22 protein-coding genes and 1 pseudogene are annotated in these 25283 nt (G+C 68.9%); 18 read left to right on the top strand and 5 right to left on the bottom strand.

Annotation, left to right across the window (positions count from 1 at the left end):
* Positions 1-142: 142 nt before the first annotated feature.
* A complete protein-coding gene (locus DIE15_RS21360) occupies positions 143-982 on the bottom strand; it encodes a tetratricopeptide repeat protein (protein WP_124834277.1) in 840 nt (279 codons plus the stop codon).
* Between the two features lie 14 nt (positions 983-996).
* Positions 997-3063 carry a bifunctional 2',3'-cyclic-nucleotide 2'-phosphodiesterase/3'-nucleotidase gene (locus DIE15_RS21355; RefSeq protein WP_124834276.1) on the bottom strand — a complete coding sequence of 689 codons (2067 nt, stop codon included), beginning with the start codon at positions 3061-3063 and terminating at the stop codon, positions 997-999.
* A gap of 309 nt (positions 3064-3372) precedes the next feature.
* Between DIE15_RS21355 and DIE15_RS21350 the strand changes: the two genes are divergently transcribed.
* From DIE15_RS21350 to DIE15_RS21300, 10 genes are all read left to right on the top strand, one after another.
* Entirely contained in the window at positions 3373-4497 is a 1125-nt protein-coding gene (locus DIE15_RS21350) for an ABC transporter permease (RefSeq protein ID WP_057928556.1), read from the top strand.
* On the top strand, positions 4494-5423 hold the full coding sequence (locus tag DIE15_RS21345; RefSeq protein WP_057928555.1) for an ABC transporter ATP-binding protein: 930 nt from the start codon (positions 4494-4496) through the stop codon (positions 5421-5423). Before DIE15_RS21350 ends, DIE15_RS21345 begins: the two co-directional genes overlap by 4 nt.
* 248 nt (positions 5424-5671) lie before the next feature.
* Positions 5672-6607 carry an MlaD family protein gene (locus DIE15_RS21340; protein WP_057928554.1) on the top strand — a complete coding sequence of 312 codons (936 nt, stop codon included), beginning with the start codon at positions 5672-5674 and terminating at the stop codon, positions 6605-6607.
* A 90-nt stretch (positions 6608-6697) separates the two neighbouring features.
* On the top strand, positions 6698-7324 hold the full coding sequence (locus DIE15_RS21335; protein WP_124834275.1) for an ABC-type transport auxiliary lipoprotein family protein: 627 nt from the start codon (positions 6698-6700) through the stop codon (positions 7322-7324).
* 19 nt (positions 7325-7343) lie between these two features.
* Entirely contained in the window at positions 7344-8495 is a 1152-nt protein-coding gene (locus DIE15_RS21330) for a VanZ family protein (RefSeq protein WP_057928553.1), read from the top strand.
* 146 nt (positions 8496-8641) lie between these two features.
* Entirely contained in the window at positions 8642-8959 is a 318-nt protein-coding gene (locus DIE15_RS21325; RefSeq protein WP_006485233.1) for a ferredoxin, read from the top strand.
* A gap of 13 nt (positions 8960-8972) precedes the next feature.
* Positions 8973-9617 carry an alpha/beta hydrolase gene (locus DIE15_RS21320; RefSeq protein WP_057928551.1) on the top strand — a complete coding sequence of 215 codons (645 nt, stop codon included), beginning with the start codon at positions 8973-8975 and terminating at the stop codon, positions 9615-9617.
* Positions 9618-10187: 570 nt separating this feature from the next.
* Complete coding sequence (locus tag DIE15_RS21310) at positions 10188-11498, top strand: D-alanyl-D-alanine carboxypeptidase family protein (RefSeq protein WP_057928550.1); 1311 nt, start codon at positions 10188-10190, stop codon at positions 11496-11498.
* A gap of 48 nt (positions 11499-11546) precedes the next feature.
* Positions 11547-12473, top strand: coding sequence for a D-amino acid aminotransferase (locus DIE15_RS21305; protein ID WP_057928549.1), 927 nt, complete (start codon positions 11547-11549; stop codon positions 12471-12473).
* Complete coding sequence (locus tag DIE15_RS21300) at positions 12473-12781, top strand: YbeD family protein (protein WP_057928637.1); 309 nt, start codon at positions 12473-12475, stop codon at positions 12779-12781. Before DIE15_RS21305 ends, DIE15_RS21300 begins: the two co-directional genes overlap by 1 nt.
* Here DIE15_RS21300 and DIE15_RS21295 read toward each other — a convergent pair.
* Positions 12765-13757, bottom strand: a complete 993-nt coding sequence (locus DIE15_RS21295; protein ID WP_057928548.1) for a transcriptional regulator GcvA — start codon at positions 13755-13757, stop codon at positions 12765-12767. The genes DIE15_RS21300 and DIE15_RS21295 overlap by 17 nt on opposite strands.
* Positions 13758-13859: 102 nt before the next feature.
* Here DIE15_RS21295 and DIE15_RS21290 point away from each other — a divergent pair, with 102 nt between their 5' ends.
* The 4 genes and pseudogenes from DIE15_RS21290 to DIE15_RS21275 form a co-directional block, all read left to right on the top strand.
* A complete protein-coding gene (locus tag DIE15_RS21290) occupies positions 13860-14186 on the top strand; it encodes a DUF2917 domain-containing protein (protein WP_105787201.1) in 327 nt (108 codons plus the stop codon).
* A gap of 84 nt (positions 14187-14270) precedes the next feature.
* The gene (lipB, locus tag DIE15_RS21285; RefSeq protein ID WP_057928547.1) at positions 14271-15026 is read left to right on the top strand and encodes a lipoyl(octanoyl) transferase LipB; all 756 of its coding nucleotides are present in this window, start codon (positions 14271-14273) and stop codon (positions 15024-15026) included.
* Complete coding sequence (gene lipA, locus DIE15_RS21280; RefSeq protein ID WP_057928546.1) at positions 15019-16011, top strand: lipoyl synthase; 993 nt, start codon at positions 15019-15021, stop codon at positions 16009-16011. The genes lipB and lipA overlap by 8 nt, the downstream gene beginning before the upstream one ends.
* Positions 16012-16164: 153 nt before the next feature.
* A pseudogene (locus DIE15_RS21275) lies at positions 16165-16272 on the top strand (taurine ABC transporter permease); the annotation flags it as partial.
* A gap of 43 nt (positions 16273-16315) precedes the next feature.
* Here the strand turns inward: DIE15_RS21275 and ggt are convergent.
* Together ggt and DIE15_RS21265 are read right to left on the bottom strand one after the other, a co-directional pair.
* Positions 16316-18199 carry a gamma-glutamyltransferase gene (gene ggt, locus DIE15_RS21270; RefSeq protein WP_124834273.1) on the bottom strand — a complete coding sequence of 628 codons (1884 nt, stop codon included), beginning with the start codon at positions 18197-18199 and terminating at the stop codon, positions 16316-16318.
* A gap of 60 nt (positions 18200-18259) precedes the next feature.
* Entirely contained in the window at positions 18260-19222 is a 963-nt protein-coding gene (locus DIE15_RS21265) for a LysR family transcriptional regulator (protein WP_057926463.1), read from the bottom strand.
* 261 nt (positions 19223-19483) lie between these two features.
* On the opposite strand from DIE15_RS21265, the gene DIE15_RS21260 reads away from it, so the two are divergent.
* From DIE15_RS21260 to DIE15_RS21245, 4 genes are read left to right on the top strand one after another with little or no spacing between them, the layout of a single operon-like run.
* Positions 19484-21616, top strand: coding sequence for a 3-hydroxyacyl-CoA dehydrogenase NAD-binding domain-containing protein (locus DIE15_RS21260; protein ID WP_124834272.1), 2133 nt, complete (start codon positions 19484-19486; stop codon positions 21614-21616).
* 29 nt (positions 21617-21645) lie between these two features.
* A complete protein-coding gene (locus DIE15_RS21255; protein ID WP_057926465.1) occupies positions 21646-22854 on the top strand; it encodes an acyl-CoA dehydrogenase family protein in 1209 nt (402 codons plus the stop codon).
* Positions 22855-22868: 14 nt separating this feature from the next.
* Positions 22869-24005: an acyl-CoA dehydrogenase family protein gene (locus DIE15_RS21250; protein WP_057926466.1), complete on the top strand. Its 1137-nt coding sequence runs from the start codon at positions 22869-22871 to the stop codon at positions 24003-24005.
* A 30-nt stretch (positions 24006-24035) separates the two neighbouring features.
* Positions 24036-25241 carry a CaiB/BaiF CoA-transferase family protein gene (locus tag DIE15_RS21245; RefSeq protein WP_124834271.1) on the top strand — a complete coding sequence of 402 codons (1206 nt, stop codon included), beginning with the start codon at positions 24036-24038 and terminating at the stop codon, positions 25239-25241.
* Positions 25242-25283: the final 42 nt, after the last annotated feature.

Here is a 25283-nt window from a genome sequence, read left to right as displayed (position 1 = left end):
ATCGGTCTGTCATCGCGTGCCGGGTGCGGCATCCCGCGAGCGGTCGCGGGATGCCATACGCGTCAGGCCGCCGCGGTTTGGCCGCCTGCGTCCCGCCGCCTGCCGCCTGTCGCGGCGTCACCCGCCACCCGCCACCGCACCGTTACGGCGCGACCACCGGATGCTTCAACGCATGCGCGGTCTCGATCCACTGCGTGTGGAAGGCGTCCGCATCAGGCTTGAGCCCCAGCTCGCCGTTGCGATACGCCATCGCGAGCGTCTGCACGGCTTCCGGCAGTTCGTGTTCCGCCGCACGCCGGTACAGCGCGAGCGCGCGTGCTTCGTTGCGCGGCACGCCGCTGCCGTCGCGGTACGCGTTCGCGAGCATGAAGTCCGCGGCCGGGATGTCGGCGTGCGATGCGAACTCGAACCAGTGCGCGGCCTGCACGGGGTCGGCTGCGGTGCCGTAGCCGCTGCGATAGATCAGCCCGAGGTAGTACGCCGCGGCCGGATCGCCCTGGCTGGCCGCTTCGCCGAGCAGCGCGCGGGCGCGAGCGTAGTCCTTCGGGATGTCGCCGCTGCCGAGCAGCAGGGCCTTGCCGAGCGCGAGCTGTGCGCGCCGCGCGGCCGGCCCGTCGGCCTTGCCGTCCACGGCGGTTTCCAGCCAGCCGCGCCCCTCGTCGCGCAGCCCCGGCTCGCGCGCATCGAGGAGCGCGATGCCGAGCGCCGCCTGCGCGTCGCCCGAGCCGCGGCGCGCGAGGGTGCGCAACTGCGCGAGCGCGTGCGGCTCGGCGGCCTGCGCGACCATCGCCTGCCACTCGTCGAGCTGCGCGGCGCTCGGCGCGGGGCCGGCGGCGCGCCAGCCGGTCGCCGCGACGACGGCCGCGACGGTCACGGCCGCGGCCGCGAGCAACGCGGCTGGCGGGAGTTTCGCGCGCAGCAGGCGCCGCGCGGCGGCGGTGACGCCGGCCTCGGCCGGCCGCATCGTCCGGATCGGTTGCATCGCGGGTCTCATGGTCATTGCGTGAGGTCGATCTCGTAGACGGCAAGGTTCTTGCCCGAGCCGTCGTCGGCCGCGACCTGCGTGAGGCCGTTCAGGCCGGCTGCCGCCGCGTCGCCGAGGCGATTCGGCGCTGACGTGAACTGCACGTGCGCGAACGAACTCGCGAGCTTGGTGAAGCGCCAGCTGCGCTGCGCGCCGTCCGCCGCGCGCGTGATCGCGCCGCGCTTCTTGATGAACGAGATCAGCACGTCGCGGTTCGCGTCGGGCGACGCGAAGATCGTCTTGCTGCCGTCGAGGCCCGGGAAGTTGCCGCCGCCGCTTGCGCGGTAGTTGTTGGTCGCGACGATGAACTGCGCGTTCGGGTCGATCGGCGCGCCCTTGTACGTCAGGTTCCTGATCCGGCTGCCGACCGGCTGCGTGACGTCGATCTCGTACGCGAGATCGGCGGACGTGAACATGTCGAAGTTGTAGCCGGGGAAGCTGCTGACGAGCGGCTGCACGGTCGCCTTGGTCGGGTCGATCGTGTTGAAGCGCTTTGCGGCCGTCTCGAGCCAGTTCTTCACGTCGCTGCCGCTCACCTTCACCGCGTACACGGTGTTCGGATACAGGTACAGGTCGGCCGCGTTGTTGATCGCGAGCGCGCCCGGCGCGACGTCGGTGTAGTCGCTGCCGCCGCCGAAGCCGCTCTTGAACGGCGCGCTGACCGACAGCACCGGCAGCGACGCGTATTGCGGCAGGTTCGCCTGCACGTAGGTCCGCACGTAGTCGGCCTGCGCCTCGTTGACGATCTGGATCGCGCCCGGATCGCCGACGTCCGCGAAGTACGAGTTCATCCGGTAGTCGGTCGAGCCGATCGGCGTCTTCACGTAGTCGATGGTCGCCTGGTGCTCGGCGGCGATCGCGGCGGACACCGACGGGTCGGCGGCGACGTAGCGCTTGTCCGCGTTCTGGATCGGCCGCGCCTCGACGGTCGTCAGCGACTTGTCGACGCGCCATGTATTGCCGTCGAACTTCAGGCCGAGCTTGATCACGCCGAGATGCTTGCCCCAGTAGTTGGCCATCACGGTCGGCACGCCGTTGACGGTGCCCTTCGCCTTGTCGACGCCCGGCAGGTTGAACTGCGGCACGGTGCTGTTCGCGTCCGGGAACACCTGGTGCGAATGGCCGATCAGCATCGCGTCGATGCCGGGCACCCTGGACAGCCACCAGCTGCCGTTCTCCATCGTCGGCGAATACGCGGAATTGTCGAGGCCGCCGTGCGAGATCGCGACGACGAGATCGGCGCCCTTCGCGCGCATCTCCGGAATGTACTTCTCGGCCGCTTCCATCAGGCCGGTCGTGTAAACCTTGCCGTCGAGCCAGCGCTTGTCCCAGTTCATGATCGCGGGCGGCGTGAAGCCGATGATGCCGATCTTCACCGGCGTGCTGACCGTCTTGCCGTCGGGCGTGACCGCCGTCACCGTGCGCGTCAGGATCGTGTACGGCGTGAACAGCGGCGCGTTGGTCTTCGCGCTGATCACGTTCGCGAGCACCTGCGGGAAGTTCGGGCCCGCGCACTTCTTCTGCTGCGCGGGAGCCGGCAGCCCGTCGACGTCGAACGTGTTGCCGGTCACCTGCGACAGGTACGGCAGCCCGTAGTTGAACTCGTGGTTGCCGATCCCGCCGCCGTCGAACTTCGCGGCGTTCATCGCCTTGTAGATCGCGAGCGTCTGGTCGCAGCCGATCGGCTTCACGAGCGCCTGGTAGTCGGCCAGCGCGGTGCCCTGGATCGTGTCGCCGTTGTCGAGCAGCAGCGTGTTCGGGTACTGCGCGCGCGCCTGCGCGATCAGCGTCGACACGCGCTCGAAGCCGAGCGAGTTGTCGGCGGCGAGCTTGAAATAGTCGTACGACAGCACGTTGGTGTGCAGGTCGGTCGTTTCGAGCAGCGCGAGCGTGGCGGTCGTGCCGGCGGGCGCCTGGGCTTGCGTCTGCGACGGCGGAGTGGTGACGTCGTCGCCGCCGCAGCCGGCGAGAGCGAAGGCGAGGGCGGCAAGCGCGGCGGCGCCGGTCACGCGGCGGCGGGAAAGCGGGGGGAGACGCATCGATTGTCCTGTTCGGTGTTCTGTTCTATGAATCGAGAGGTGCGCAACGAGATGGCGGCGCGGGTGCCGACGGCCTGACGTGCGGCGCGTGAGAGTATCGAAAGGAAACGTGACGGAGGAATGAAAGGTCGCACGCGCGGCAAGCCGGTCCGGGCCACGCACCTGCAGGCTGGCGCCTCGGCCAGGCGCCCCCGCCAGCCGCCCTGGCTCGGCGCCCCCAGCTCGGCGCCCCCACGGAAATCCTCACGTCGCCGCGCCGGGCGGTTCGCTACAATGGCCGCTGTCATCCTTTTGCAAACAACCCCGCCCTTGGACTTCGAGACTCCTCCCGGCCTGTCGGTCGACGCCGGCGGCCAGGGTCAGACGGTGCGTCTGTACGGCCAATGGACCGCGCTCGCGCTCGCGCGCAATCGTGGCGCGGTCGCGCGCCGCGTCGCGGGCATCGCGTCCGGGCGCGTGAGCGAATGGGATCTGTCCGGCATCGAACGGCTCGACCACGTCGGCGGCCAGGCGCTGTGGCGCGTGTGGGGCCGCAAGCTGCCGGCCGGCGTCGCACTGAGCGCCACGCAGCGCACGATCTTCGAGCGGATCGAACGCCTCGACAGCCAGCGCGAGGCGCCCGAGCGCGTCGTGCGGTTCGATCCCGTGACGCGCCTCGGCCAGGCGATCTTCTCGTTCGGCGAACACCTGCAGGGCGGCATCGCGATGTTCGGCCTCGTGATCCTTGATGCGCTGTCGGTGCTGCGCCGTCCGCAGACGATGCCGTGGAAGGAAACCTCGGCGAACATCTATAGCGCCGGCGCGCAGGCGCTGCCGATCACCGCGCTGGTCGCGTTCCTGATCGGCATCGTGCTCAGTTACCTGTCCGCGCAGCAGCTGCAGATGTTCGGTGCGAACCGCTACATCGTGAACATCCTCGGGCTGTCGGTGATCCGCGAGCTCGGGCCCGTGCTGTCGGCGATCCTCGTCGCGGGCCGCTCGGGCTCGGCGATCACCGCGCAGATCGGCGTGATGCGCGTGACCGAGGAGCTCGACGCGATGCGCGTGATGGGCATCCCGCACGGGCTGCGGCTGATCCTGCCGCGCGTGCTCGCGCTCGGCGTCGCGATGCCGCTGCTCGTGATGTGGACCAACATCATCGCACTGACGGGCGGCGCGCTCGCCGCGAAGCTCGTGCTCGGGATCGACGTCAACTATTTCGTGCGCTCGCTGCCGGGCGTCGTGCCGATCGCGAACCTGTACATCGGCATCGGCAAGGGCGTCGTGTTCGGCATGCTGATCGCGCTGGTCGCATGTCATTTCGGTTTCCGGATCAAGGCGAACTCGCAGAGCCTCGGCGAAGGCACGACGACGTCGGTCGTCTCGTCGATCACGGTGGTGATCCTCGCCGATGCGGTGTTTGCGATCCTGTTCCAGAACGTGGGGCTCGGGTGAACGCGTCAAACGAATCGGCGGCCGGTGCCGCCAGCGCACATGCCGCGGCAGTCGGCGCGGGCTCGGTCGGCATGCCGCCGGCTGCCGCACCGCACGGCGACGACCTCGTGATCGAGGTGCGCAACCTGACGAAGCGCTACGGGCGCAACATCGTTCACCAGAAGCTCGATTTCGACGTGCGGCGCGGCGAGATCGTGTCGATCGTTGGCGGCTCCGGCTCGGGCAAGACGACGCTCGTGCGGCAGATCCTCGGCCTCGAGCGGCCGACCTCGGGCACGATCAAGGTGTTCGGCGAAGATACCTCGAAGATCGACGACGCGAGCGCGCGGATGATGCGCACGCGCTCCGGGATGCTGTTCCAGCAGGGCGCGCTGTTCTCGTCGATGACGGTGTTCGACAACGTCGCGCAGCCGTTGCGCGAGCTCGGCCGCGTGCCGCCCGATCTGCTGCACGACATCGTGATGCTGAAGCTCGAGATGGTCGGGCTGCCGTGCAAGCATGCGTCGAAGATGCCGGCCGCGCTGTCGGGCGGGATGGTGAAGCGGGTCGGCATCGCGCGCGCGATCGCGCTCGAGCCCGAGTTGCTGTTCCTCGACGAGCCGACTGCCGGCCTCGACCCGCAGGCGTCCGACGAATTCGTCGAGCTGATCGCGACGCTGCACCGCACGCTCGGGCTGACGGTCGTGATGGTGACGCACGACCTCGACACGATGGTCGCGCTGTCGACGCGCGTCGCGGTGCTGGCCGACCGAAAGGTGCTGGTCGCGGCACCGGTCGAGGAGGCCGCGAACGTCGACCATCCGTTCATCCACGAATATTTCCTGGGGCTGCGCGGGCGCCGCGCACTGCAGGCGCTGCCGCCCGAGCGGCGCGCGAAGCTGCCGAAGGCGGCCCTCGAACCGGCGCTTTCCAGCGTCGAGCTCTAGGGTCTGTTACATATGGAACGCGCATGCGATTTCGGGCATTCCCGTGACATGAATTTTTTAATTTGGGGTTGCCACGAGAACGGCCGCTCGCCGCGTGGCGCTCCTTGCGAATACGTCAGTATTCGCGGCGTCCCACGGGGACTTCCGTTGGTCGTCGCGCGCCTCGCGAGCGGCCGTTCTCGTGGCAACGCATGTGCGTTCCATATGTAACAGACCCTAGGGCAAGGCAAGAAGCAAGGAACCCGCGAATGGAAAACAAATCACATGCGTTCTGGGCCGGCCTGTTCACGATCGCGCTGACGCTGGCGATCGCGGGCACCGTGTTCTGGTTCAACGTCGACCGTACCGTGCGCGTGCCGTACGACCTTCTCGCGCGTACCAACGTGACGGGCCTGTTCCCCGATGCGGCCGTGCGCTTTCGCGGCCTCGACGTCGGCAAGGTGCAGTCGATCGGCTTCGACCGCACGCATCCGGGCCAGATCCGGATCCGGATTCTCGTCGACCACGACGCGCCGATCACGCAGTCGACCTACGGCAGCCTCGGCTTCCAGGGCGTGACGGGTATCGCGTTCGTGCAGCTCGAGGACACGGGCCGCGACCTGGCGCCGCTGCCGTCGTCGCCGAAGGCGATCGCGCAGATCCCGATGCGACCGAGCCTGTTCGACCAGATCCAGGAGCGCGGCGACGTGCTGCTGCGCCAGCTCGAGCTGGCGGCGAAAAGCGCGAACGCGCTGATGTCGCCGGAGATGCGCGAGCAGTTGCGCGCGACGGCCGAAAGCCTGCAGCACGCGGCGGACGGGGCGGCGACGCTGTCGAAGCAGCTCGCGCCGGCGGTGGCCGCGCTGCCGGAGACGATGCACCAGGTCGATCGCGCGATGGCGTCGGCGAACACGCTGCTGCAGCCGAACGGGCCGCTCGTGTCGAACCTGGACAAGGCCGGCTCGGCCGCCGAGCAGGTCGGCGTCGCGCTGAACGACCTGAACGCGCGGGTCCAGTACGACACGCTGCCGCGTTTCAACGCGCTGGCCGGCAGCGTCGGCGATGCGTCGCGGCAATTGAAGGACGTCGCCGGTGAACTCGGCCGCAACCCGAGCAGTCTGTTGTTCGGTTCGCCCGGCTCCGCGCCCGGCCCCGGCGAAGCCGGCTTCGTCTGGCCGGGGGGCGGTGCGGCGGCCGGGAAATGAAGCACAGCGCCAGCGCATCGATCGTCCGGCCCGGAACGAGACCGGGCAATGACGCCATCGCAACCGAAAAACATCATGCAGGAACATGCCATGCCACGAATCCTTGATCGCGCGCTGCGTCCGGCCGCGACCGCGCTCGCGATGCTGACGCTCGTGCTCGCCGCCGGCTGCGCCGGCAACAGCGCTGCACTGTCGAACGTCCGCTACGATCTCGGGCCCGCCGCGTCGGTCGTGACGGCCGGCACGGGCCCCGCGTTGAAGGTGCTCGACATCGCGGTGCCCGACGCGCTCGACACGGACAAGTTCGTCTACCGCCTCGCGTATGCGGATGTGCAGCGCATGGCCGTCTATCGCGACAGCCGCTGGAGCGCGCCGCCCGCGCAACTGCTCACGCAGCGGCTGCGCGGCGCGCTGTCGTCGCGCGGCGCGGTGCTCGAAGGCTCCGACGGCGTGCGTGCACCGACGCTGAAGGTCGACCTGAACGAATTCGAGCAGGTGTTCGACGGGCAGTCGCAGAGCTACGGCGCGGTCACCGCGCGCGCGACGCTGATGCAGGACGGCAAGGTGCTCGGTCAGCGCACGTTCGTCGCGCGCGCGCCGTCGAGCACGCCCGATGCGGCCGGCGGCGCGCGTGCGCTCGCGGCCGCGAGCGACGAGCTCGTGTCGCAGATCGCCGCGTGGGTCGGCGGCGTGCAAGCGTACGCGGGCAACCCGTGACGCGCAGCGCGCAGCCGCGATGAACGCGCCGGGCACGCCGCGCGCGTCGGCGCTCGCGCGGCAGGCGTTCGCCGCGTACGCGGCGCTCATCGTCTATGCATCGCTGTATCCGTTCGATGGCTGGGTGTCGCTCGGTATCGGGCCGTTCGACTTCCTGTTCGCGCCGATGCAGCGCTATGTGACCGCGTTCGACGTGGTCACCAACGTGCTCGGCTACTTGCCGTTCGGCACACTCGGCGTGCTCGCGCTGCACCCGCGCTGGCGCGGCGTGGCCGCGACGCTGGTCATGGGCGGCCTCGGCGTGCTGCTGTCGGGATCGATGGAGGCGCTGCAGACCTATCTGCCGATGCGCGTCGCGTCGAATCTCGACCTCGCGGCCAACGCGCTCGGCGCGCTGCTCGGCGCGGCGCTCGCTGCACCGGCCACCGGCGCACTGCTCGACCGCGGCGCGCTGCGCCGGCTGCGCTTCGCGTGGTTCGAGACCGACGGCGCAACGCCGCTGCTGCTCGCCGGACTGTGGCCGTTCGCGATCCTGTTTCCGTCGCCGTTCCTGTTCGGCATCGGCGACTGGCCGGCCGCGCTGTGGGAGCGCGCCGACGGCTCGATGCAGGACGCGTTGCTCGCGTGGCTGCCGGCCGTGTGGCGCGTGAGCGAGTGGCCCGAGCGTGTCGACGGCTGGCTGTCCGATTCCGCGTGGGAAGCCGCGCTCGGCGGGCTGATGCTGTTCGCCGCGCTGGCGATCGCGTCGCTCGCGATGCGCGAGCGCGCGCCGCGCGTGCGACTCCTGATCGCATTCGTCGCGGCGACGCTCGCGCTGAAGGCGGCCGCGACCTTCATGCAGTCGAGCACCGGCCTCGTCGTCGTGTGGGCGACACCCGGCGCGCGGCTCGGCATCGAGCTCGGCTTCGCGGCGGCACTGCTCGCATTGCGCGTGCCGGCCACGTGGCGCGCGCTGCTCGCGGCGGTCGCGCTGCTGGCCGGCGTGGCGCTCGTCAACTTGCTGCCCGTCAACCCGTTCTTCGACTTCACGCTGTCAGGCTGGCGGCAGGGCCGCTACGTGCACTTCAACAGCATCGCGCGCTGGCTCGCGTGGATCTGGCCCTACGCGGCGCTGATCTGGCTCGGCCAGCGGGTCGAGCATGCGTGGCTGCCGGCCGCGCTGCGGCGCTGACGCGGCACGCGGGGCAGGGTGGCCGGCCGTCGATCGCGGGCAGCCGCGCGCGCCGGTCGTTATAATCGTCCGCACATCCGTTGCCGCACGCAACGGCGATCGCCCCTCTTTCCGCTCGGCACCGCGCCGGGCCGCTCGTCACCATCATGGATTCCTACTACCAGCACCACGTCTTCTTCTGCCTGAACCAGCGCGACCCGGGCGCCGAGCGTCCGAGCTGCGCGCAATGCGATGCGCAGACCATGCAGGAATACGCGAAAAAGCGCGTGAAGGAACTCGGCCTCGCGGGGCCCGGCAAGGTCCGCATCAACAAGGCCGGCTGCCTCGACCGCTGCGAGGAAGGGCCCGTGATGGTCGTGTATCCGGAAGGCACGTGGTACACCTACGTCGACCAGGCCGACATCGACGAGATCGTCGAATCGCACCTGCGCGACGGCAAGGTTGTCGACCGCCTGAAGATCTGAGCGGGCAGGCCGAATGAACGTTCATACGCAGAAGTCGCTGATCGCGGGCCCGGTCGGGCAGATCGAAGTCGCGGTCGACCTGCCGGATACCGTGCGCGAAGGCAGCGCCGCGCCGCGCGGGATCGCGCTTGTCGCTCACCCGCATCCGCTGTTCGGCGGCACCATGGACAACAAGGTCGCGCAAACGCTCGCGCGCACGCTCGTCCAGCTCAACTACGTGGTGTACCGGTCCAACTTCCGCGGCGTCGGTGCGACCGAGGGCGTGCACGACAACGGCATCGGCGAGGCCGACGACCTGCTCGCGGTGCTCGCGCACATGCGCGCGCAGCCCGCGTATGCGGACCTGCCGCTCGTGCTCGCGGGCTTCTCGTTCGGCACCTTCGTGCTGTCGCATGTCGCGAAGCGGCTGCGCGACGCGGGTGGGACGATCGAGCGGATGGTGTTCGTCGGCACGGCGGCGAGCCGCTGGCAGGTGGCCGACGTACCCGAGAACACGCTCGTGATCCACGGCGAAACCGACGACACGGTGCCGATCGGCTCGGTCTACGACTGGGCGCGGCCGCAGGAACTGCCGGTCGTCGTGATCCCCGGCGCCGAGCATTTCTTCCATCGCAAGCTGCACGTGCTGAAGCGCATCATCGTCGACGCGTGGCGTTGAGGCGTTGAGGCGTTGAGGCGTTGAGGCGTTGAGGCGTTGAGGCGTTGAGGCGTTGAGGCGTTGAGGCGTCGAGGCGTCGAGGCGTCGAGGCGTCGAGCGCGGCGCGCATCGTCGCTGCCGCGCCACCGCGATGTCGCCGCTCGCGCGGCATCGCGCCGCACCGTGCCGAACACGGTCGCACCTGCTCGCCGCCGCGCGGCGCAACCCGACTTGCACTGCGCCTGCGCGCGCCTTTCGCGCGGCTTCGAGTGCGATTCTCCGCAGCGAAGCCGCGCTATTCTCTCGAAGCCGGTGTGCGGCCACCCGGGCACGGTTCGCGAAAACGCCGTTCGCGGCCACGTATAATGGCCGCATTTCGCGTCGCCCGCGGCCCGGCTGGGCCCATGCGGCGCTCGTTTCGCCGCCTGTCCGCCCGCTCGCGACGGCCGCGAACCGAGCGCGTCCGCACGAGTCCAACCGGCGCGTTTCGCGCCGTCCGACGCAGTCGGACGAATGCCGGAGCGCCCGCCGCCTTGCCGTTCAACCCTGCGCGTTTCGCGCCGCACTTTCTGCCACCAGCCTGAATCGATCATGCGTCTGTCTCCCCAAGGCCTCAAGTCCCTCGCTTCTTCCATCGCCTTCGGCACCGCCGCGCGCAACGTCGCGCTGGGCGTGATGCTGCCCGTCGCGCTCGCGTCGACGATCGTCGTCGCCGAGGCGAAGCCGGCCGCCAAGGCCAAGGCCGCGCATGCGGCGCCGGCCGCCGAGCAGTTCACCGGCGCGCCCGCGACGTTCATGCCGGGCGCCGTCCCGCCGCCGGGCGTGAACGCGCGCTCGTGGGTGCTCGTCGACGCGACGAGCAACACGGTGCTCGCATCGGGCAATGCGGACGAACGCGTCGAGCCCGCGTCGCTGACGAAGCTGATGACGGCCTACCTGGTGTTCGAGGCGCTCGACAAGAAGAAGATCTCGATGGAGCAGATCGTCACGCCGAGCGCCGCCGTGCGCCGCGTCGGCACCGACGAGTCGCGCATGTTCATCGAGGCGGACAAGCCGGTGTCGGTGCACGACCTCGTGTACGGGATGATCATCCAGTCGGGCAACGATGCCGCGATCGCGCTGGCCGAACTGGTCGGCGGCAGCGAAGGGCAGTTCGTCACGCTGATGAACGACGAGGCGCAGCGCCTCGGCATGAAGGGCACGCACTTCGCCGACGTGAACGGCATGCCGGACCCGAACCACTACACGACGGCCGGCGACCTCGCGAAGCTGTCCGCGCACCTGATCCGAGATTTTCCGCAGTACTACAGCATCTTCTCGGAGAAGGAATTCAAGTACAACAACATCCGCCAGGGCAACCGCAACCGGCTGCTGTGGCTGGATCCGACGGTCGACGGCCTGAAGACGGGCCATACGCAGGCGGCCGGCTACTGCCTGATCGCATCGGCCAAGCGCGCGATCCCGGGTGTCGACGGCCAGCGCCGTCTCGTGTCGGTGATGATGGGCGAGCAGAAGGAAGGCGAGCGCACGCAGGACAGCATGAAGATGCTGAACTACGGCTATAGCGCGTTCGACGCGGTGCGCCTGTTCAAGGGCGGCCAGGCGATGTCGACGCCGCGTATCTACAAGGGCAAGGAGAACACCGTGCAGGTCGGCGTGAAGGGCGACCAGTGGGTGACCGTGCCGCGCGGCCTGGGCGACAAGGTCAAGACGGAAGTCGACGTCAACGCGCCGCTGATCGCGCCGCTCGCGGATGGCCAGCAGGTCGGCACCGTGAAGATCGTCGCCGACGGCAAGACGCTGTCGGAGTTCCCGGTCGTCGCGCTGCAGGCCGTGCCGGAAGCGGGTATCTTCGGACGTATCTGGGACTCGATCCTGCTGATGTTCAGCAAGAAGAAGTAAGCGCGACGGGCCTTTGTTTTTACGACTTCATCCCCATCTGATATAGCCATGAGCCAAGCCGAATTCGAACCGATCGTCTACCTCAGCGTGTCATCGCAGGAGGAGCTGGTGCCGCTGTCGCAAGCCCGTGTCCCGGTGCTCGACCGCGGGTTCATCTTCGGCGATGGCGTGTATGAAGTCGTCCCCGTTTATGCGCACGACGGCGCGCACGTGCCGTTCCGGATCGAACAGCATCTGGACCGGCTCGCGCGCAGCCTGAAGAAGATCGGCATCGACAACCCGCACGACGCGGCCGGCTGGCGCGCGCTGATCGAGCGCGTGGTCGCCGCGAACGCGGAAGGCCTCGCTGACGCCAACGCGCTCGTCTATCTGCAGGTGACGCGCGGCGTCGCGAAGCGCGGCCACGCGTTCCCGGCGAATGCGGTGCCGACGGTGTTCGCGATGACGAGCCCGCTGCGCCTGCCGTCGGCCGAGGAGCGCGCGCAGGGCGTGCGTTGCGTGACGGCCGAGGATCGCCGCTGGTTGCATTGCGATATCAAGTCGATTTCGCTACTGGGCAACGTGCTGATGGCGCAGCATGCGGCCGAACGCGATGCGTTCGAGACGATCCAGCTGCGCGACGACAACGTGACCGAAGGCTCGTCGTCGAACGTGTGGATCGTGAAGAACGGCGAGCTGATGGCGCCGCCGCGCAGCAACAAGATCCTCGAAGGGATCCGCTACGCGCTGGTCGAGGAGCTGGCCGACGAATGCGGAATTCGGTTCATCGCGCGCGAGATCAGCGAGGTCGAGCTGCGTTCGGCGGACGAGATCATGATCACGTCCGCCACGAAGGAAATCCTGCCCGTCACGTCGCTCGACGATCTGCCCGTGCAGGGCGGCAAGCCGGGCCCCGTGTTCGCGGCGTTGTACGACGCGTACCAGCGTGCGAAAGCGCGCGAGTTTGAACAGTTTGACCTAACCCGGAGAAAATGATGAGCGAACCGACCAAAACCATCGAGGTGACCGGCGCGATCGATACCCGGAAGGAGTCGCTGCTGGAGTTTCCGTGCGATTTCCCGATCAAGATCATGGGCAAGGCGCACCCGGAATTCAAGGACACGATCTTCAAGGTCGTGGCCGTCCACGACAACGAGATCGACGTCGAGAAGATCGAGGAGCGTGCATCGAGCGGCGGTAACTACACCGGCCTCACGATTACCGTGCGCGCGACGAGCCAGCAACAGCTCGACGACATCTACCGCGCGCTGACCGGCCATCCGATGGTCAAGGTCGTACTCTGAGCGCCGCCGCCTTCCATCCTCCTTCCTGCGCGCACTCGGCGGGGGTTTTCCCCGCCGCGCGCCGCGCGTCCAGCTCGTCGCACAGCAACTGGTACTCGGCGACTTCCTGAAGCAGCCAGGTCCTGAACGCCTGCACGCGCGGCGTGTTCAGGAGCGGCGGCGGACACACGAAAAAATAGTGCCACGGGCTCTGCCCGTCGATGTCGAACAGGCGCACGAGGCGCCCGTCCAGCAGGTCGTGCACCGCGAGCGAGCGGCGCACCAGCGCGATGCCCTGGCCGTCGATCGCGGCCAGCAGCAGGTTCGACGAATCCTGGTACAGAATCCCCCGTTTCGGCTCGGTCAGCGTATCGAGCCCGGCCGCGTCGAACCACGGCCGCCACAGCTCGTCGTCCGAGCGCAGCAGGTTGTAGTGCACGAGATCGGCGGGCGTCTGCGGCAGCTTGCCGCCGTTCAGCGTCGGCGAGCATGCCGGAAAGAACACCTCTTCGAACAATGGCTCGACATGCAGCCCCGGATAGCTGCCGGAGCCGAAGCGGATCGCGAGATCGACGTCGTCGCGCGCGAAATCGGTGAGCGCGTTGGTCGACTGCAGCTCGACGTCGATTTCCGGATGCCGTTCGATGAACGTGCCGATGCGCGGCGTGATGAAACGCGCGGCGAACGACGACAGCATCGACACCACCAGCCGCCGTCCGCGGTCGCTGGCGCGCACCTCGCGCGTCGCATCGGCGATCACCATCAGCGCGGTGCGGACCTGCTGCGCGTAGCGCATGCCGGCGTCGGTCAGGCACAGCCGCTTGCCGTTGCGCGTGAACAGCTGCACGCCGAGCTCCTCCTCGAGCGCGCGAACCTGGTGGCTGACCGCGCCGTGCGTGACGTACAGCTCGTCGGCGGCGCGGGAGAAATTCTCGTGACGGGCGGCGGCTTCGAACGCGCGAATCGCGTTCAGCGCAGGCAGCTGGCGGAGGTCCATTTGCTAATTTTCCTCACATCGACGTGAAAATTGGTCGTTTGGTCGGGTGCCTTGAAGTGACTACGATTGTAGCCATCGAAGCATTTATTGGCGGAGTCGATCATGCAAGAAATTTCTTCAAGCATCACGTTCGAAATCCCCGCGGGCGAGACCGTGCCGATGAAGGTGCAACGCAGCACGCGTCTGACGGTGCAATGCGGGCCGGTCTGGGCGACGCGCAGCAACGACGTCGAGGACTACTTCCTGGTCGACGGCGAGACGCTCCGGCTGCGCCGCGGCGAGCGGTTGTGGCTCAGCGCGGAAAGCGGGCAGGGCGCGCACGTCGCGTTCTCGGTGTCGCGGCCGGCCGGGGAAGTCGCACGCGGCGTGCTCGCGCGGCTGCGCAACCGCGTGAATGCGCTGCTCCACGACGGCTGGCGCACCGTTTGACGGGCCTTTCCTCCGACGGATACCTGTGATCCGTCCCCTTTCCAAGGCCGGCGAGACCCATGGGTTTTCGGTAAACTACCGCCCATGTCCGTCTCGCCGGTTGCCATCGTGTCCACGCCTGTCGCTGTTTCCGAATCGCCCGCCGGGTCTCCGGTTCAGCCTGTCGCGCCGGTCACCGTGCGCTGGCGGGGCAGCGAGGCCTACGAGACGAGCTTCGACGCGATGCGCGCGTTCACCGACACGCGCACGGCCGACACCGGCGACGAAATCTGGGTCGTCGAGCATCCGCCCGTCTACACGCTCGGCCAGGCCGGCGACCCGGCTCACCTGCTGGTGGCCGACAGCGGCGTGCCGCTCGTGAAGGTCGACCGCGGCGGACAAATTACCTACCACGGCCCCGGCCAGATCGTCGTCTACCTGCTGCTGGACCTGCGCCGGCGCAAGCTGATGGTGCGCACGCTCGTGACGAAGATCGAGGAGGCCGTGATCGAAACCCTCGCGGCGTATAATCTCGCTTCGGTCCGCAAGGCGGGTGCGCCGGGAATCTATGTGGCATCCGGCGTGCACGAAGGCGCGAAGATCGCTGCCCTCGGCCTGAAGATCCGCAACGGCTGCAGCTATCACGGGCTGAGCCTGAACGTGAAGATGGATCTGCGCCCGTTTCTTGCGATCAACCCGTGCGGCTATGCCGGACTGGAAACCGTCGACATGGCGAGCCTCGAGGTTGCCGCCGACTGGAACGACGTCGCCCACACGCTGGTGGGTCGTCTGATTGCCAACCTCGATGGCGAATCCGCGGCCGCCGACAAGCCGCAGGCACTGGAACATTCGAATGACTGACGTTACCGCTTCCCCCGCACCGGCCGATTCGGCCGCAACCCCTGCCTACGATCCGACCGCCAAGCAGAAGGCGCAGGCGAAGACGGCGCGCATCCCGATCAAGGTCATTCCGATCGAGAAGCTGAAGAAGCCGGAGTGGATCCGCGTGAAGGCGGCCACCGGCAGCTCGCGCTTCAACGAGATCAAGACGATCCTGCGCGAGCACAATCTGCACACCGTGTGCGAGGAAGCGAGCTGCCCGAACATCGGCGAATGCTTCGGCAAGGGCACCGCGACGTTCATGATCATGGGCGACAAGTGCACGCGCCGCTGCCCGTTCTGCGACGTCGGCCACGGCCGTCCCGATCCGCTCGACGCGGACGAACCGAAGAACCTCGCGCGCACGATCGCCGCGCTCAAGCTCAAGTACGTGGTGATCACGAGCGTGGACCGCGACGACCTGCGCGACGGCGGTGCGGCCCACTTCGTCGAGTGCATTCGCGAAGTGCGCGAGCAGTCGCCGGAAACGCGCATCGAGATCCTGACGCCGGACTTCCGCGGCCGTCTCGATCGCGCGATCTCGATCCTGAACGCGGCACCGCCGGACGTGATGAACCACAACCTCGAAACGGTGCCGCGCCTGTACAAGGAAGCGCGCCCGGGTTCGGACTACGCGCACTCGCTGAAGCTCTTGAAGGACTTCAAGGCGCAGCATCCGGACGTCGCGACGAAGTCGGGCCTGATGGTCGGCCTCGGCGAGACCGAAGAGGAGATCCTGCAGGTGATGCGCGACCTGCGCGCGCACGACGTCGACATGCTGACGATCGGCCAATACCTGCAGCCGTCGGAGCACCACCTGCCGGTGCGTGCGTACGTGCATCCGGATACGTTCAAGATGTACGAGGAAGAGGCGTACAAGATGGGCTTCACGCACGCGGCGGTCGGCGCGATGGTGCGGTCGAGCTATCACGCCGATCTGCAGGCGCATGGGGCCGGGGTGGTCTGAGCGCCGCATTCGCCTCTGAGCAGCAGTCACGCAGTCGAAGAACAGCCCGCAGCGATGCGGGCTTTTTCGTTGGCGCGGCTGCTGCGCACGCTGGCGCGCGGCAATCGTCACCCGACCGGATGCGCGATCCATTCCAACGCGAAAAGCAAAGCTGAAATCGTCGTGATGGGCATCCTGATCATCGGCGCGATCGCGTGGCTGTTCGATCTCGCGATGCGCGGGGTCGAGCGGCGAGTGGTGCCGTGGAAGGGGCGCGGGTGAGGCGAAGCAGGCGGCGCATGCGCGCCGCCGCTGCCGGCCAGGCTCAATCGCCCATCGCGATTCCTTCCCGCCGCGGATCCGCCCCGCCGAACCACACCGTCTGCCCCTGCACGTTCAGCCGCTGGATCCCCTGCAGTCCCGAGTTCATCTCGACGACCCGCACGTCGTGCCCGCGTCCCTTCAGCCCGTCGACGAGCGCATCCGACACGCGGCCGCGCTCGAGTTGCGTCGGCCCGTTCATCGACCCGAAGTTCGGCAGCGCGATCGCCTGCTGCATCGTCATCCCCCAGTCGAGCACGCCGACCAGCGCCTTCGCGACGTGGTTGATGATCGCGGGGCCGCCTGCCGAGCCGACGATCATCGTCACCTGCTTCGTCTTCTGGTCGAACACGAGCTCCGGCGACATCGCCGAGCGCGGCCGCTTGCCCGGCTGCACGCGGTTCGCGACGGGGTGGCCGTTCTCGCTCGACACGAACGAGAAATCGGTGAGCTGGTTGTTCAGCATGAAGCCGCGCACCATCAGCCGCGAACCGAACGCGTCCTCGACGCTGGTCGTCATCGACAGCGCCTGCCCGTAGCGATCGACGATCGCGATGTCGGACGTCGACGGCAATTCGGGGCTGCGGTCGTCGGCCAGCGCGAGCGTCGCGCCCTGCGGCGTGCCGGCCTGCGCGACGCCCATGCTGCTGTCGCCGATCAGGTGCGCGCGCTGCGCGAGATAGGTCTTGTCGGTGAGGCTCGCCCAGCTGCCGCCCGGCAGCGGCGCGAAATCGGGATCGGCGACGTAGCGCGCGCGGTCCGCATACGCGAGGCGCCCGGCTTCGCTGAACAGGTGCGCGGCGAACGGCGTCGGCTCGTAGCCGACCTCGTTGCGCACCGGCTTCTGCGCGCCGATCTGCTGCCAGTCCGGCATCGCTTCGAGGATCCCGAGCATCTGCGCGATCGCGAGGCCGCCCGACGACGGCGGCGGCATTCCGCACACCACCGAGCGCCGGTAGTCGGCACACAGCGGCGCACGCACCTTCGCCTTGTAGTGCGCGAGATCCTGCAGCGACAGCAGGCCCGGATTGGTCGGGTGCTTGCGCACCTTCGCGACGATGTCGCGCGCGATCGCGCCGGTGTAGAACGCGTTCGCGCCGCGCTCGGCGACCTGGCGCAGTACGGTCGCGAGCGCGGGATTCTTCAGCACGGTGCCGGCCGCCTTCGGCGTGCCGTCCGCGTTGTAGAAGTACGCGCGCGCAGCCGGGTCGTTCTTCAGGTACTTGTCGTTCGCGATCAGCGTCGCGAGCCGCGGGCTGATCGTAAAGCCGTGCTCGGCGAGCCGGATCGCCGGCTGGAACAACCGCCGCCACGGCAGCTTGCCGTGCGCGCGGTGCGCGGCGTCGAGCATGTGCAGCACGCCCGGCGTGCCGACCGAGCGCCCGCCGACGACACCTTCGTAGAAGCTCATCGGCTGGCCGGTCGGGCCGTAGAACAGGCGATCGGTCGCGGCGGCCGGCGCGGTCTCGCGGCCGTCGTACGCCTGCGTTGCACGACCGTCGAAGTACAGCATGAACGCACCGCCGCCGAGTCCCGACGATTGCGGCTCGACGAGCGCGAGCACCATCTGTGTCGCGATCGCCGCGTCGATCGCGGTGCCGCCGGCCTTCAGCATGTCGTAGCCGGCCTGCGTCGCGAGCGGGTTCGCGGCCGCGATCATGAAATGCTGCGAGGTCCAGCCCGGCTTGTCGGTCCAGCCGGACGACTGTTCGGGCGCGTGAACGCCGGGCAGCGGCACCGCGGCGCCCGATGCGGCGGCGACCGGGACGACGGCGCCCGAGGGCGCGGACGGGGACGTGCAGCCGGCGCTGAAGGTGACGAGTGCGACGAGCGCGAGCACGGCGACAGGCGTCCAGGGACGCGAATGCGGACGAATCCGGTCGAACATTGAACCCTCGGCAGCTGTGAAATCGAAGGGGGCGGCGGCGCTTGCGCGGCACGCGGCGCGCTATTGTCGCCGCGCGGCCGGCGGATTGTCATCAGACAAGAAACCCTGACGCAGCCCGCCGAGCCCGCCCCGGCCGGTCTTTCCGGCCTGTTCGAGGATGAACTCTATGAACGTCGAAGTCGCGCGCGTGTGGTGCCGGTTCGGCATGTAGAGCATGTACATGTGCGTGCCGAAGATGCTGAGCCGGTACGCGTCGAGGGACGTGACGACCGTGCCGCACCGGATGTCGTCCTGCATCACGTAGTCGGGCACGATGCCGACGCCGATCCCGCCGAGGATCGCCTGGCGCAGGAACAGGAAGTTCTCCGAAATCAGCGTGGGCTCGAGCAGCACCTCGTGGCGCTCGTCGCCGAGATACGCGGCGATTCTGAGCTGCCGCCCCATCACCGTCGCGGTGACGACCGGCGCGGCGGCCAGCGCGCCGAGGCTCGCCGGCATCCCGTGCGCGGCCGCGAACGCAGCCGACGCGCACGCGACGTAGCGCACCGCGCCCATGTCGCGTGCGACGAGGTTCTGCGGCGGCTCCGGCATCACGCGCACCGCGATGTCGATCTCGTCGCGCATCAGGTCTTCCACGCGATTCTCGAACACCACGTCGAGCACGATGCCCGGATGCAGCCGCTTGAACGCGAGCAGCCAGTCGGACATCACCATCTGCCCGTAGCCGCTCGGCACCGACAGCCGCACGCGGCCCTGCAGGTCCTGGCCGAGCGTCGTCACCGATTCCTGCGCGGCGAGCAGCTCGTTGCGGATGCGCCGGCCGTGCTCGTACAGCTTCAGCCCGATCTCGGTCGGCTCGATGCGGCGCGTCGTGCGGCGCACGAGCTGCTGGCCGATCGAGCGTTCGAGCTGGTTCAGCCGGTAGCTGACGTTCGCGCGGCTCATCTTGAGCCGCTGCGCGGCCTTGCTCAGATTGCCCGCGTCGAGGATCTCGACGAGCAGCGTCAGCGCGTTCAGGTCCATGCCTGGTGTCTCCTGATCCGTCCCGCTTAACAGCGCGAAGCGGTTCGAAAGCGTTCAATGTCAAGTCAGACTTGACAGCTTGTAAAGGCGTGCGGGAATTGTCAATGAATCTCGATCAATCGAGAATCGAGTCATGCCCGGCGTACCGCCGGATCTTGTCCCGCTCCGTGCGGGACCGGGGCGGACGCCCCGGCGCCGCCCGCGCTGCCGCGACGCACGCACCCGGTGCCGGCGCGCCCGCCGCCGCGTCAAGGAGACACGATGAACTCACCTGCTTCCCCCGATCACCCGGCCGGCACTGTCACGCGCGAACGGCGCGACAAGGTGCTCGTGGTCACGATCGACCATCCGCCCGTCAACGCGCTGTCCGCCGACGTGCGGCGCGGCCTGGCCGACGCGATCGACGCCGCGCAAGCCGACGACGCGATCCGCGCGGTGCTGATCGTCGGCGCGGGCCGCAACTTCATCGCGGGCGCCGACATCCGCGAATTCGGCAAGCCGATCGTGCCGCCGTCGCTGCCCGACGTGTGCGAGCGCATCGAATCGGGCGCGAAACCGGTCGTGGTCGCGCTGCACGGCGCGACGCTCGGCGGCGGCCTCGAAGTCGCGCTCGCCGCGCATTACCGGCTCGCTGTGCCCGGCGCGAAGCTCGGGCTGCCCGAAGTCACGCTCGGCCTGCTGCCCGGTGCGGGCGGCACGCAGCGCGCGCCGCGCCTGATCGGTGCGAAGGCCGCGCTCGACCTGATGCTGACGGGCCGTCATGCAAGCGCCGACGAAGCGCTCGCGCTCGGCCTCGTCGACCGCGTTGCGCACAGCGACGACACGCTCGCCGAAGGCCTCGCGTACGCGCAGGAACTCGTGTCGCTCGGCGCACCGGTGCGCCGCACGCGCGATGCGAAGGGGCTGGCCGACCGCGCGGCCGCGCAGGCCGCGATCGGCGCGGCGCGCGCCGAGCTGCCGAAGAAGTCGCGCGGCCTGTTCTCGCCGGCGAAGATCGTCGACGCGGTCGAGGCCGCGCTCACGCAGTCGTTCGACGCGGGGATGAAGCTCGAGCGCAGCCTGTTCCTGCAATGTATCGACAGCCCGCAGCGCGCGGGCCTCGTGCACGCGTTCTTCGCGGAACGCGAGGCCGCGAAGGCCCCCGAGGCGCGCCGCGCGAGCGCGCGTCCGGTCGAACGGATCGGCGTGGTCGGCGGCGGCACGATGGGTGCGGGCATCGCGGTCGCGGCGCTCGATGCCGGGCTGCCGGTGACGATGATCGAACGCGACGAAGCGTCGCTCGCACGCGGCCGTGCGCACGTCGAGAAGGTGTACGACGGTCTCGTCGCGAAGGGGCGGATGACGCCGGCCGCGCACGCGGCGCGCCTTGCGCGCTTCAAGGGCAGCACGTCGTACGACGCGCTCGCGCAGGCCGACGTCGTGATCGAGGCCGTGTTCGAGGACATGGCCGTGAAGAAAGCCGTGTTCGCCGAACTCGCGCGCGCGTGCAAGCCGGGCGCGGTGCTCGCGACCAACACGTCGTATCTCGATATCGACGAGCTGGCTGCCAGCATCGACCGGCCGGCCGACGTGATCGGCCTGCATTTCTTCTCGCCGGCCAACGTGATGAAGCTGCTCGAGATCGTCGTGCCGGCGCGCGTGAGTGCGGAGGTCGTCGCGACTGTGTTCGCGCTCGCGAAGCAGCTGAAGAAGACGCCGGTGCGCGCGGGCGTGTGCGACGGCTTCATCGGCAACCGGATCCTCGCGGTCTACCGCACTGCGGCCGACTACCTGATGGAAGACGGCGCGTCGCCGTACCAGATCGATCGCGTGGTGCGCGAATTCGGCTTCCCGATGGGGCCGTTCCAGGTCGTCGACCTCGCGGGCGGCGATATCGGCTGGGCGACCCGCAAGCGCCGCGCGGCGACGCGCGACCCGCGTGCGCGCTACGTGGAGATTTCCGACCGGCTGTGCGAGCGCGGCTGGTTCGGGCAGAAGACGGCGCGTGGCTACTACCTGTATCCGGACGGCGCGCGCGCCGGCACGCCGGACCCGGAAGTCGAGGCGATCGTCGCCGACGAGCGCGCGAAGAAGGGCATCACGCCGCGCACGTTCACCGACGACGAGATCCTGCGCCGCTACCTCGCCGCGATGATCAACGAAGGCGCGAACGTCGTGCACGAGAAGATCGCGCTGCGCCCGCTCGATGTCGACGCGGTGTTCCTGTACGGCTACGGCTTCCCGCGCTATCGCGGCGGCCCGATGCACTACGCGGACACGGTCGGCCTCGCGAACGTGCTGGCCGACATCCGCGCGTTCGCGAAGGAGGATCCGCTGTTCTGGAAGCCTTCGCCGCTGATCGTCGACCTCGTCGCGCGCGGCGCGGATTTCGCGAGCCTGAACCACATCGACTGAACGTCAACCGCATTCGCCACGGACCGAAGATGGACCTCGATTTCACTCCCGAAGAGGAAGCCTTCCGCACGGAAGTGCAGCGCTTCCTGCAAGCCGAACTGCCCGAGCGCATCGCGCGCAAGGTGAAGGGCGGCCTGCATCTGACGCGCGACGACATGCGCGAATGGCACGCGATCCTGAATGCGCGCGGCTGGCTCGCGAGCCACTGGCCGCGCGAATACGGCGGCCCCGGCTGGAGCGTCGCGCAGAAGTTCCTGTTCGACAACGAATGCGCGCTCGCGGGCGCGCCGCGCATCGTGCCGTTCGGCGTGAACATGCTCGGCCCCGTGCTGATCAAGTACGGCAGCGAAGCGCAGAAGCGCCGCTGGCTGCCGCGCATCCTCGACGGCAGCGACTGGTGGTGCCAGGGTTATTCGGAACCGGGCGCCGGTTCCGACCTCGCTTCGGTGAAGACGAGCGCGGTGCGGCGCGTGGACGCGCAGGGCGAGCACTATGTCGTGAACGGCCAGAAGACGTGGACCACGCTCGGCCACTACGCGAACATGATCTTCTGCCTCGTGCGCACCGCGACCGACGTACGCAAGCAGGAGGGCATCAGCTTCCTGCTGATCGACATGAACACGCCGGGTGTCGAAGTGCGCCCGATCATCACGCTCGACGGCGAGCATGAGGTCAACGAAGTGTTCTTCACCGACGTGCGCGTGCCCGTTGAGAACCTGGTCGGCGAAGAGAACCGCGGCTGGACCTGCGCGAAATACCTGCTCACGTACGAGCGCACCAACATCGCCGGGATCGGCTTCTCGACGGCCGCGCTCGAGCGGCTGCGCGCGGTCGCCGCGAAGGTCAAGAAGAACGGCCGGCCGCTCGCGGACGATCCGTTCTTCGCGGCACGCGTCGCGCGCGTCGAGATCGAACTCGAGAACATGCGCACGACCAACCTGCGCGTGCTGGCCGCGGTCGCGGGCGGCGGCGTGCCGGGCGCGGAAAGCTCGATGCTGAAGATCCGCGGCACGCAGATCCGCCAGGAGATCGCCGCGCTGATGCGCCGCGCGATGGGGCCGTATGCGCAGCCGTTCATCGACGATGCGCTCGACGCCGACCACGACAGCGAGCCGGTCGGCCCGGACGAAGCCGCGAGCGCCGCGCAGCAGTACTTCAACAACCGCAAGCTGTCGATCTTCGGCGGCTCGAACGAGATCCAGAAGAACATCATCGCGAAGATGATGCTCGGGCTGTAACGAGGGACGCGACGATGGATTTCCAGCACACAGAAGACCGCCGGATGCTGGCGGACACGTTGAACCGCTTCATCGCCGAACGGTACGCGTTCCCGGTGCGCGAGCGCATCGCGCAGTCGGCCGAAGGATTCGATCGCGCGATGTGGCAGCGCTTCGCGGCGCTCGGTGCAGTCGGCGCGCTGTTTGCCGAAGCCGACGGCGGCTTCGGCGGCGCGGGCTTCGACATCGCCGTGGTGTTCGAATGCCTCGGGCGCGGGCTCGTCGTCGAGCCGTTCCTCGGCACGCTGCTCGCCGGACGCGCGCTGTCGCTCGCCGGTGGCGACGCGCATCGCGAGCGGCTGTCCGCACTGATCGACGGCAGCGCGAGCGCCGCATTCGCGCACGACGAACCTGGCTCGCACTACGAACTGACGACCGTGCGCACGCGTGCCGAGCGCTCCGGCGACGGCTGGGTGCTGACGGGCGCGAAGGGCGTGGTCGACCAGGCCGCGCAGGCGGCGTTCTTCGTCGTCAGCGCGCGTGTGTCCGGTGATGACGACGACGCAGCCGGCATCGGCCTGTTCGTCGTGCCGGCCGACGCGCCGGGCGTGTCGCTGCGCGACTACAGGAAGATCGACGGCGGCCGCGCGGCCGAAGTGCGCTTCGAGCGCGTCGTGCTGCCGGCCGATGCCGCGCTCGGCGCGCACGACGGCGAAGCCGGTGCGGCGCTGCTCGAACGCGTGCTTGGCTACGGGCTGCTCGCGCTGTCGGCGGAGGCGCTCGGGGCGATGGATGTCGCGAAGGAAGCGACGCTCGAGTATCTGCGCACGCGCAAGCAGTTCGGCGTGCCGATCGGCAGCTTCCAGGCGCTGCAGCACCGGATGGCAGATGTGCTGCTCGAAGTCGAGCAGGCGCGCTCGGCGGTGATCAACGCGGCCGCGCAGCTCGACGCGCCGCGCGCGGTGCGCGAGCGCGCGCTCGCGGCGGCGAAGTACACGATCGGCCGGATCGGCACGCTCGTCGCCGAGGAAAGCATCCAGCTGCACGGCGGGATCGGGATGACGTGGGAGCTGCCGCTGTCGCACTACGCGAAGCGGCTCGTGATGATCGACCACCAGCTCGGCGACGAGGATCACCATCTCGCGCGCTATATCGCGCTGTCGAAACAGTAAAGGCGGACCACGCGAATGGAGGAGACAAGGATGACGAACGAAGCGCGCGCGCTGCCGCTGGCCGGCGTGAAGGTGCTCGATTTCTCGCGCGTGCTCGCGGGTCCGTGGAGCGCGATGGTGCTCGCCGATTTCGGCGCGGACGTGATCAAGGTCGAGCATCCGGCGCGCGGCGACGACACGCGCGACTGGGGGCTGCGGATCGGCGAGACCGAGACGACCTACTTCAACAGCGTGAACCGCAGCAAGCGGTCGATCTGCGTCGACCTGCAGACGGAAGCCGGGCAGCGCATCGCGCGCGAGCTGGCCGCGCAGGCCGACGTGCTGATCCACAACTTCAAGTCCGGCGGCGCGGAAAAGCTCGGGCTCGGCTACGACGCGCTGGCCGAGCTGAATCCGCGGCTCGTGCATTGCGCGATCTCCGGCTACGACCGGTCGGGCCCGGAGGCCGCGCGGCCCGGCTACGACCTCGTCGTGCAGGGCGAGGCCGGGTTGATGGCGCTGAACGGCGAAGCCGGCCAGCCGCCGCTGAAGTTCGGCGTCGCGGCGGTCGACCTGTTCACCGGCATGTATTCGGCGCAGGCGATCCTCGCCGCGTTGTACGAGCGCCATGCGACGGGGCGCGGTCGCCGCATCGAGATGGCGCTGTTCGACTGCGGGCTGATGATCACCGCGTACTACGGGCTCGACGCGCTGCTGATGGGCGAGGATCCGCCGCGCTACGGCAACGCGCACCCGTCGATCGTGCCGTACGGCGTGTTCGATGCGGCCGACGGCCCGCTCGTGATCACGGTCGGCAACAACGCGCAGTTCGCACGCTTTTGCGACGCGATCGAGCGGCCCGACCTCGCCGCGGACGCACGCTACAAGACCAACCTCGGCCGCTCCGAGAATCGCGCGGAGCTGCTGCCGGAGATCCGCCGCGAACTCGGCCGCCGGCCGCGCGCGACGCTGCTCGCGGCGCTCGCCGATGCGGGCATTCCGTGCGGCGAAGTGCTCGGGCTGCACGAAGCGCTGAAGTCGGAACGTGCGACGAGCGCGGGGCTCGTCACGCGGCAGCCGCACCCGGTCGCGGGCGGCGTCGACGTGCTCGCGCCACCGTACCGCTTCGACGGCGCACGCTTGCCGGTGCGCGGTGCGCCGCCGGTGCTCGGCGCCGATACGGACGACGTACTCGGCGGCTGGCTCGGGTTGTCGGCGCAGGAACTGGCGCGGCTGCGTGCGGACCGAATCGTGTAGATCGCTTTTGCCGCCGTGGCGCGGGCGGGGAGTCGACGCGCG

This window comes from Burkholderia sp. Bp9031 (genome assembly GCF_003857965.1).
GTDB lineage: Bacteria > Pseudomonadota > Gammaproteobacteria > Burkholderiales > Burkholderiaceae > Burkholderia > Burkholderia ambifaria_A.
This window is presented reverse-complemented; position numbering and strand designations above follow the sequence as displayed.

What these genes read in the sequence shown, in the direction of transcription:
- DIE15_RS21360 (WP_124834277.1), bottom strand. Translation starts at nt 982, where the DNA reads ATGCAACCGATCCGGACGATGCGGCCGGCCGAGGCCGGCGTCACCGCC.
- DIE15_RS21355 (WP_124834276.1), bottom strand. Translation starts at nt 3,063, where the DNA reads ATGCGTCTCCCCCCGCTTTCCCGCCGCCGCGTGACCGGCGCCGCCGCG.
- DIE15_RS21340 (WP_057928554.1), top strand. Translation starts at nt 5,672, where the DNA reads ATGGAAAACAAATCACATGCGTTCTGGGCCGGCCTGTTCACGATCGCG.
- DIE15_RS21335 (WP_124834275.1), top strand. Translation starts at nt 6,698, where the DNA reads ATGCCACGAATCCTTGATCGCGCGCTGCGTCCGGCCGCGACCGCGCTC.
- DIE15_RS21330 (WP_057928553.1), top strand. Translation starts at nt 7,344, where the DNA reads ATGAACGCGCCGGGCACGCCGCGCGCGTCGGCGCTCGCGCGGCAGGCG.
- DIE15_RS21325 (WP_006485233.1), top strand. Translation starts at nt 8,642, where the DNA reads ATGGATTCCTACTACCAGCACCACGTCTTCTTCTGCCTGAACCAGCGC.
- DIE15_RS21320 (WP_057928551.1), top strand. Translation starts at nt 8,973, where the DNA reads ATGAACGTTCATACGCAGAAGTCGCTGATCGCGGGCCCGGTCGGGCAG.
- DIE15_RS21310 (WP_057928550.1), top strand. Translation starts at nt 10,188, where the DNA reads ATGCGTCTGTCTCCCCAAGGCCTCAAGTCCCTCGCTTCTTCCATCGCC.
- DIE15_RS21305 (WP_057928549.1), top strand. Translation starts at nt 11,547, where the DNA reads ATGAGCCAAGCCGAATTCGAACCGATCGTCTACCTCAGCGTGTCATCG.
- DIE15_RS21300 (WP_057928637.1), top strand. Translation starts at nt 12,473, where the DNA reads ATGAGCGAACCGACCAAAACCATCGAGGTGACCGGCGCGATCGATACC.
- DIE15_RS21295 (WP_057928548.1), bottom strand. Translation starts at nt 13,757, where the DNA reads ATGGACCTCCGCCAGCTGCCTGCGCTGAACGCGATTCGCGCGTTCGAA.
- DIE15_RS21290 (WP_105787201.1), top strand. Translation starts at nt 13,860, where the DNA reads ATGCAAGAAATTTCTTCAAGCATCACGTTCGAAATCCCCGCGGGCGAG.
- lipB (WP_057928547.1), top strand. Translation starts at nt 14,271, where the DNA reads ATGTCCGTCTCGCCGGTTGCCATCGTGTCCACGCCTGTCGCTGTTTCC.
- lipA (WP_057928546.1), top strand. Translation starts at nt 15,019, where the DNA reads ATGACTGACGTTACCGCTTCCCCCGCACCGGCCGATTCGGCCGCAACC.
- ggt (WP_124834273.1), bottom strand. Translation starts at nt 18,199, where the DNA reads ATGTTCGACCGGATTCGTCCGCATTCGCGTCCCTGGACGCCTGTCGCC.
- DIE15_RS21265 (WP_057926463.1), bottom strand. Translation starts at nt 19,222, where the DNA reads ATGGACCTGAACGCGCTGACGCTGCTCGTCGAGATCCTCGACGCGGGC.
- DIE15_RS21260 (WP_124834272.1), top strand. Translation starts at nt 19,484, where the DNA reads ATGAACTCACCTGCTTCCCCCGATCACCCGGCCGGCACTGTCACGCGC.
- DIE15_RS21255 (WP_057926465.1), top strand. Translation starts at nt 21,646, where the DNA reads ATGGACCTCGATTTCACTCCCGAAGAGGAAGCCTTCCGCACGGAAGTG.
- DIE15_RS21250 (WP_057926466.1), top strand. Translation starts at nt 22,869, where the DNA reads ATGGATTTCCAGCACACAGAAGACCGCCGGATGCTGGCGGACACGTTG.
- DIE15_RS21245 (WP_124834271.1), top strand. Translation starts at nt 24,036, where the DNA reads ATGACGAACGAAGCGCGCGCGCTGCCGCTGGCCGGCGTGAAGGTGCTC.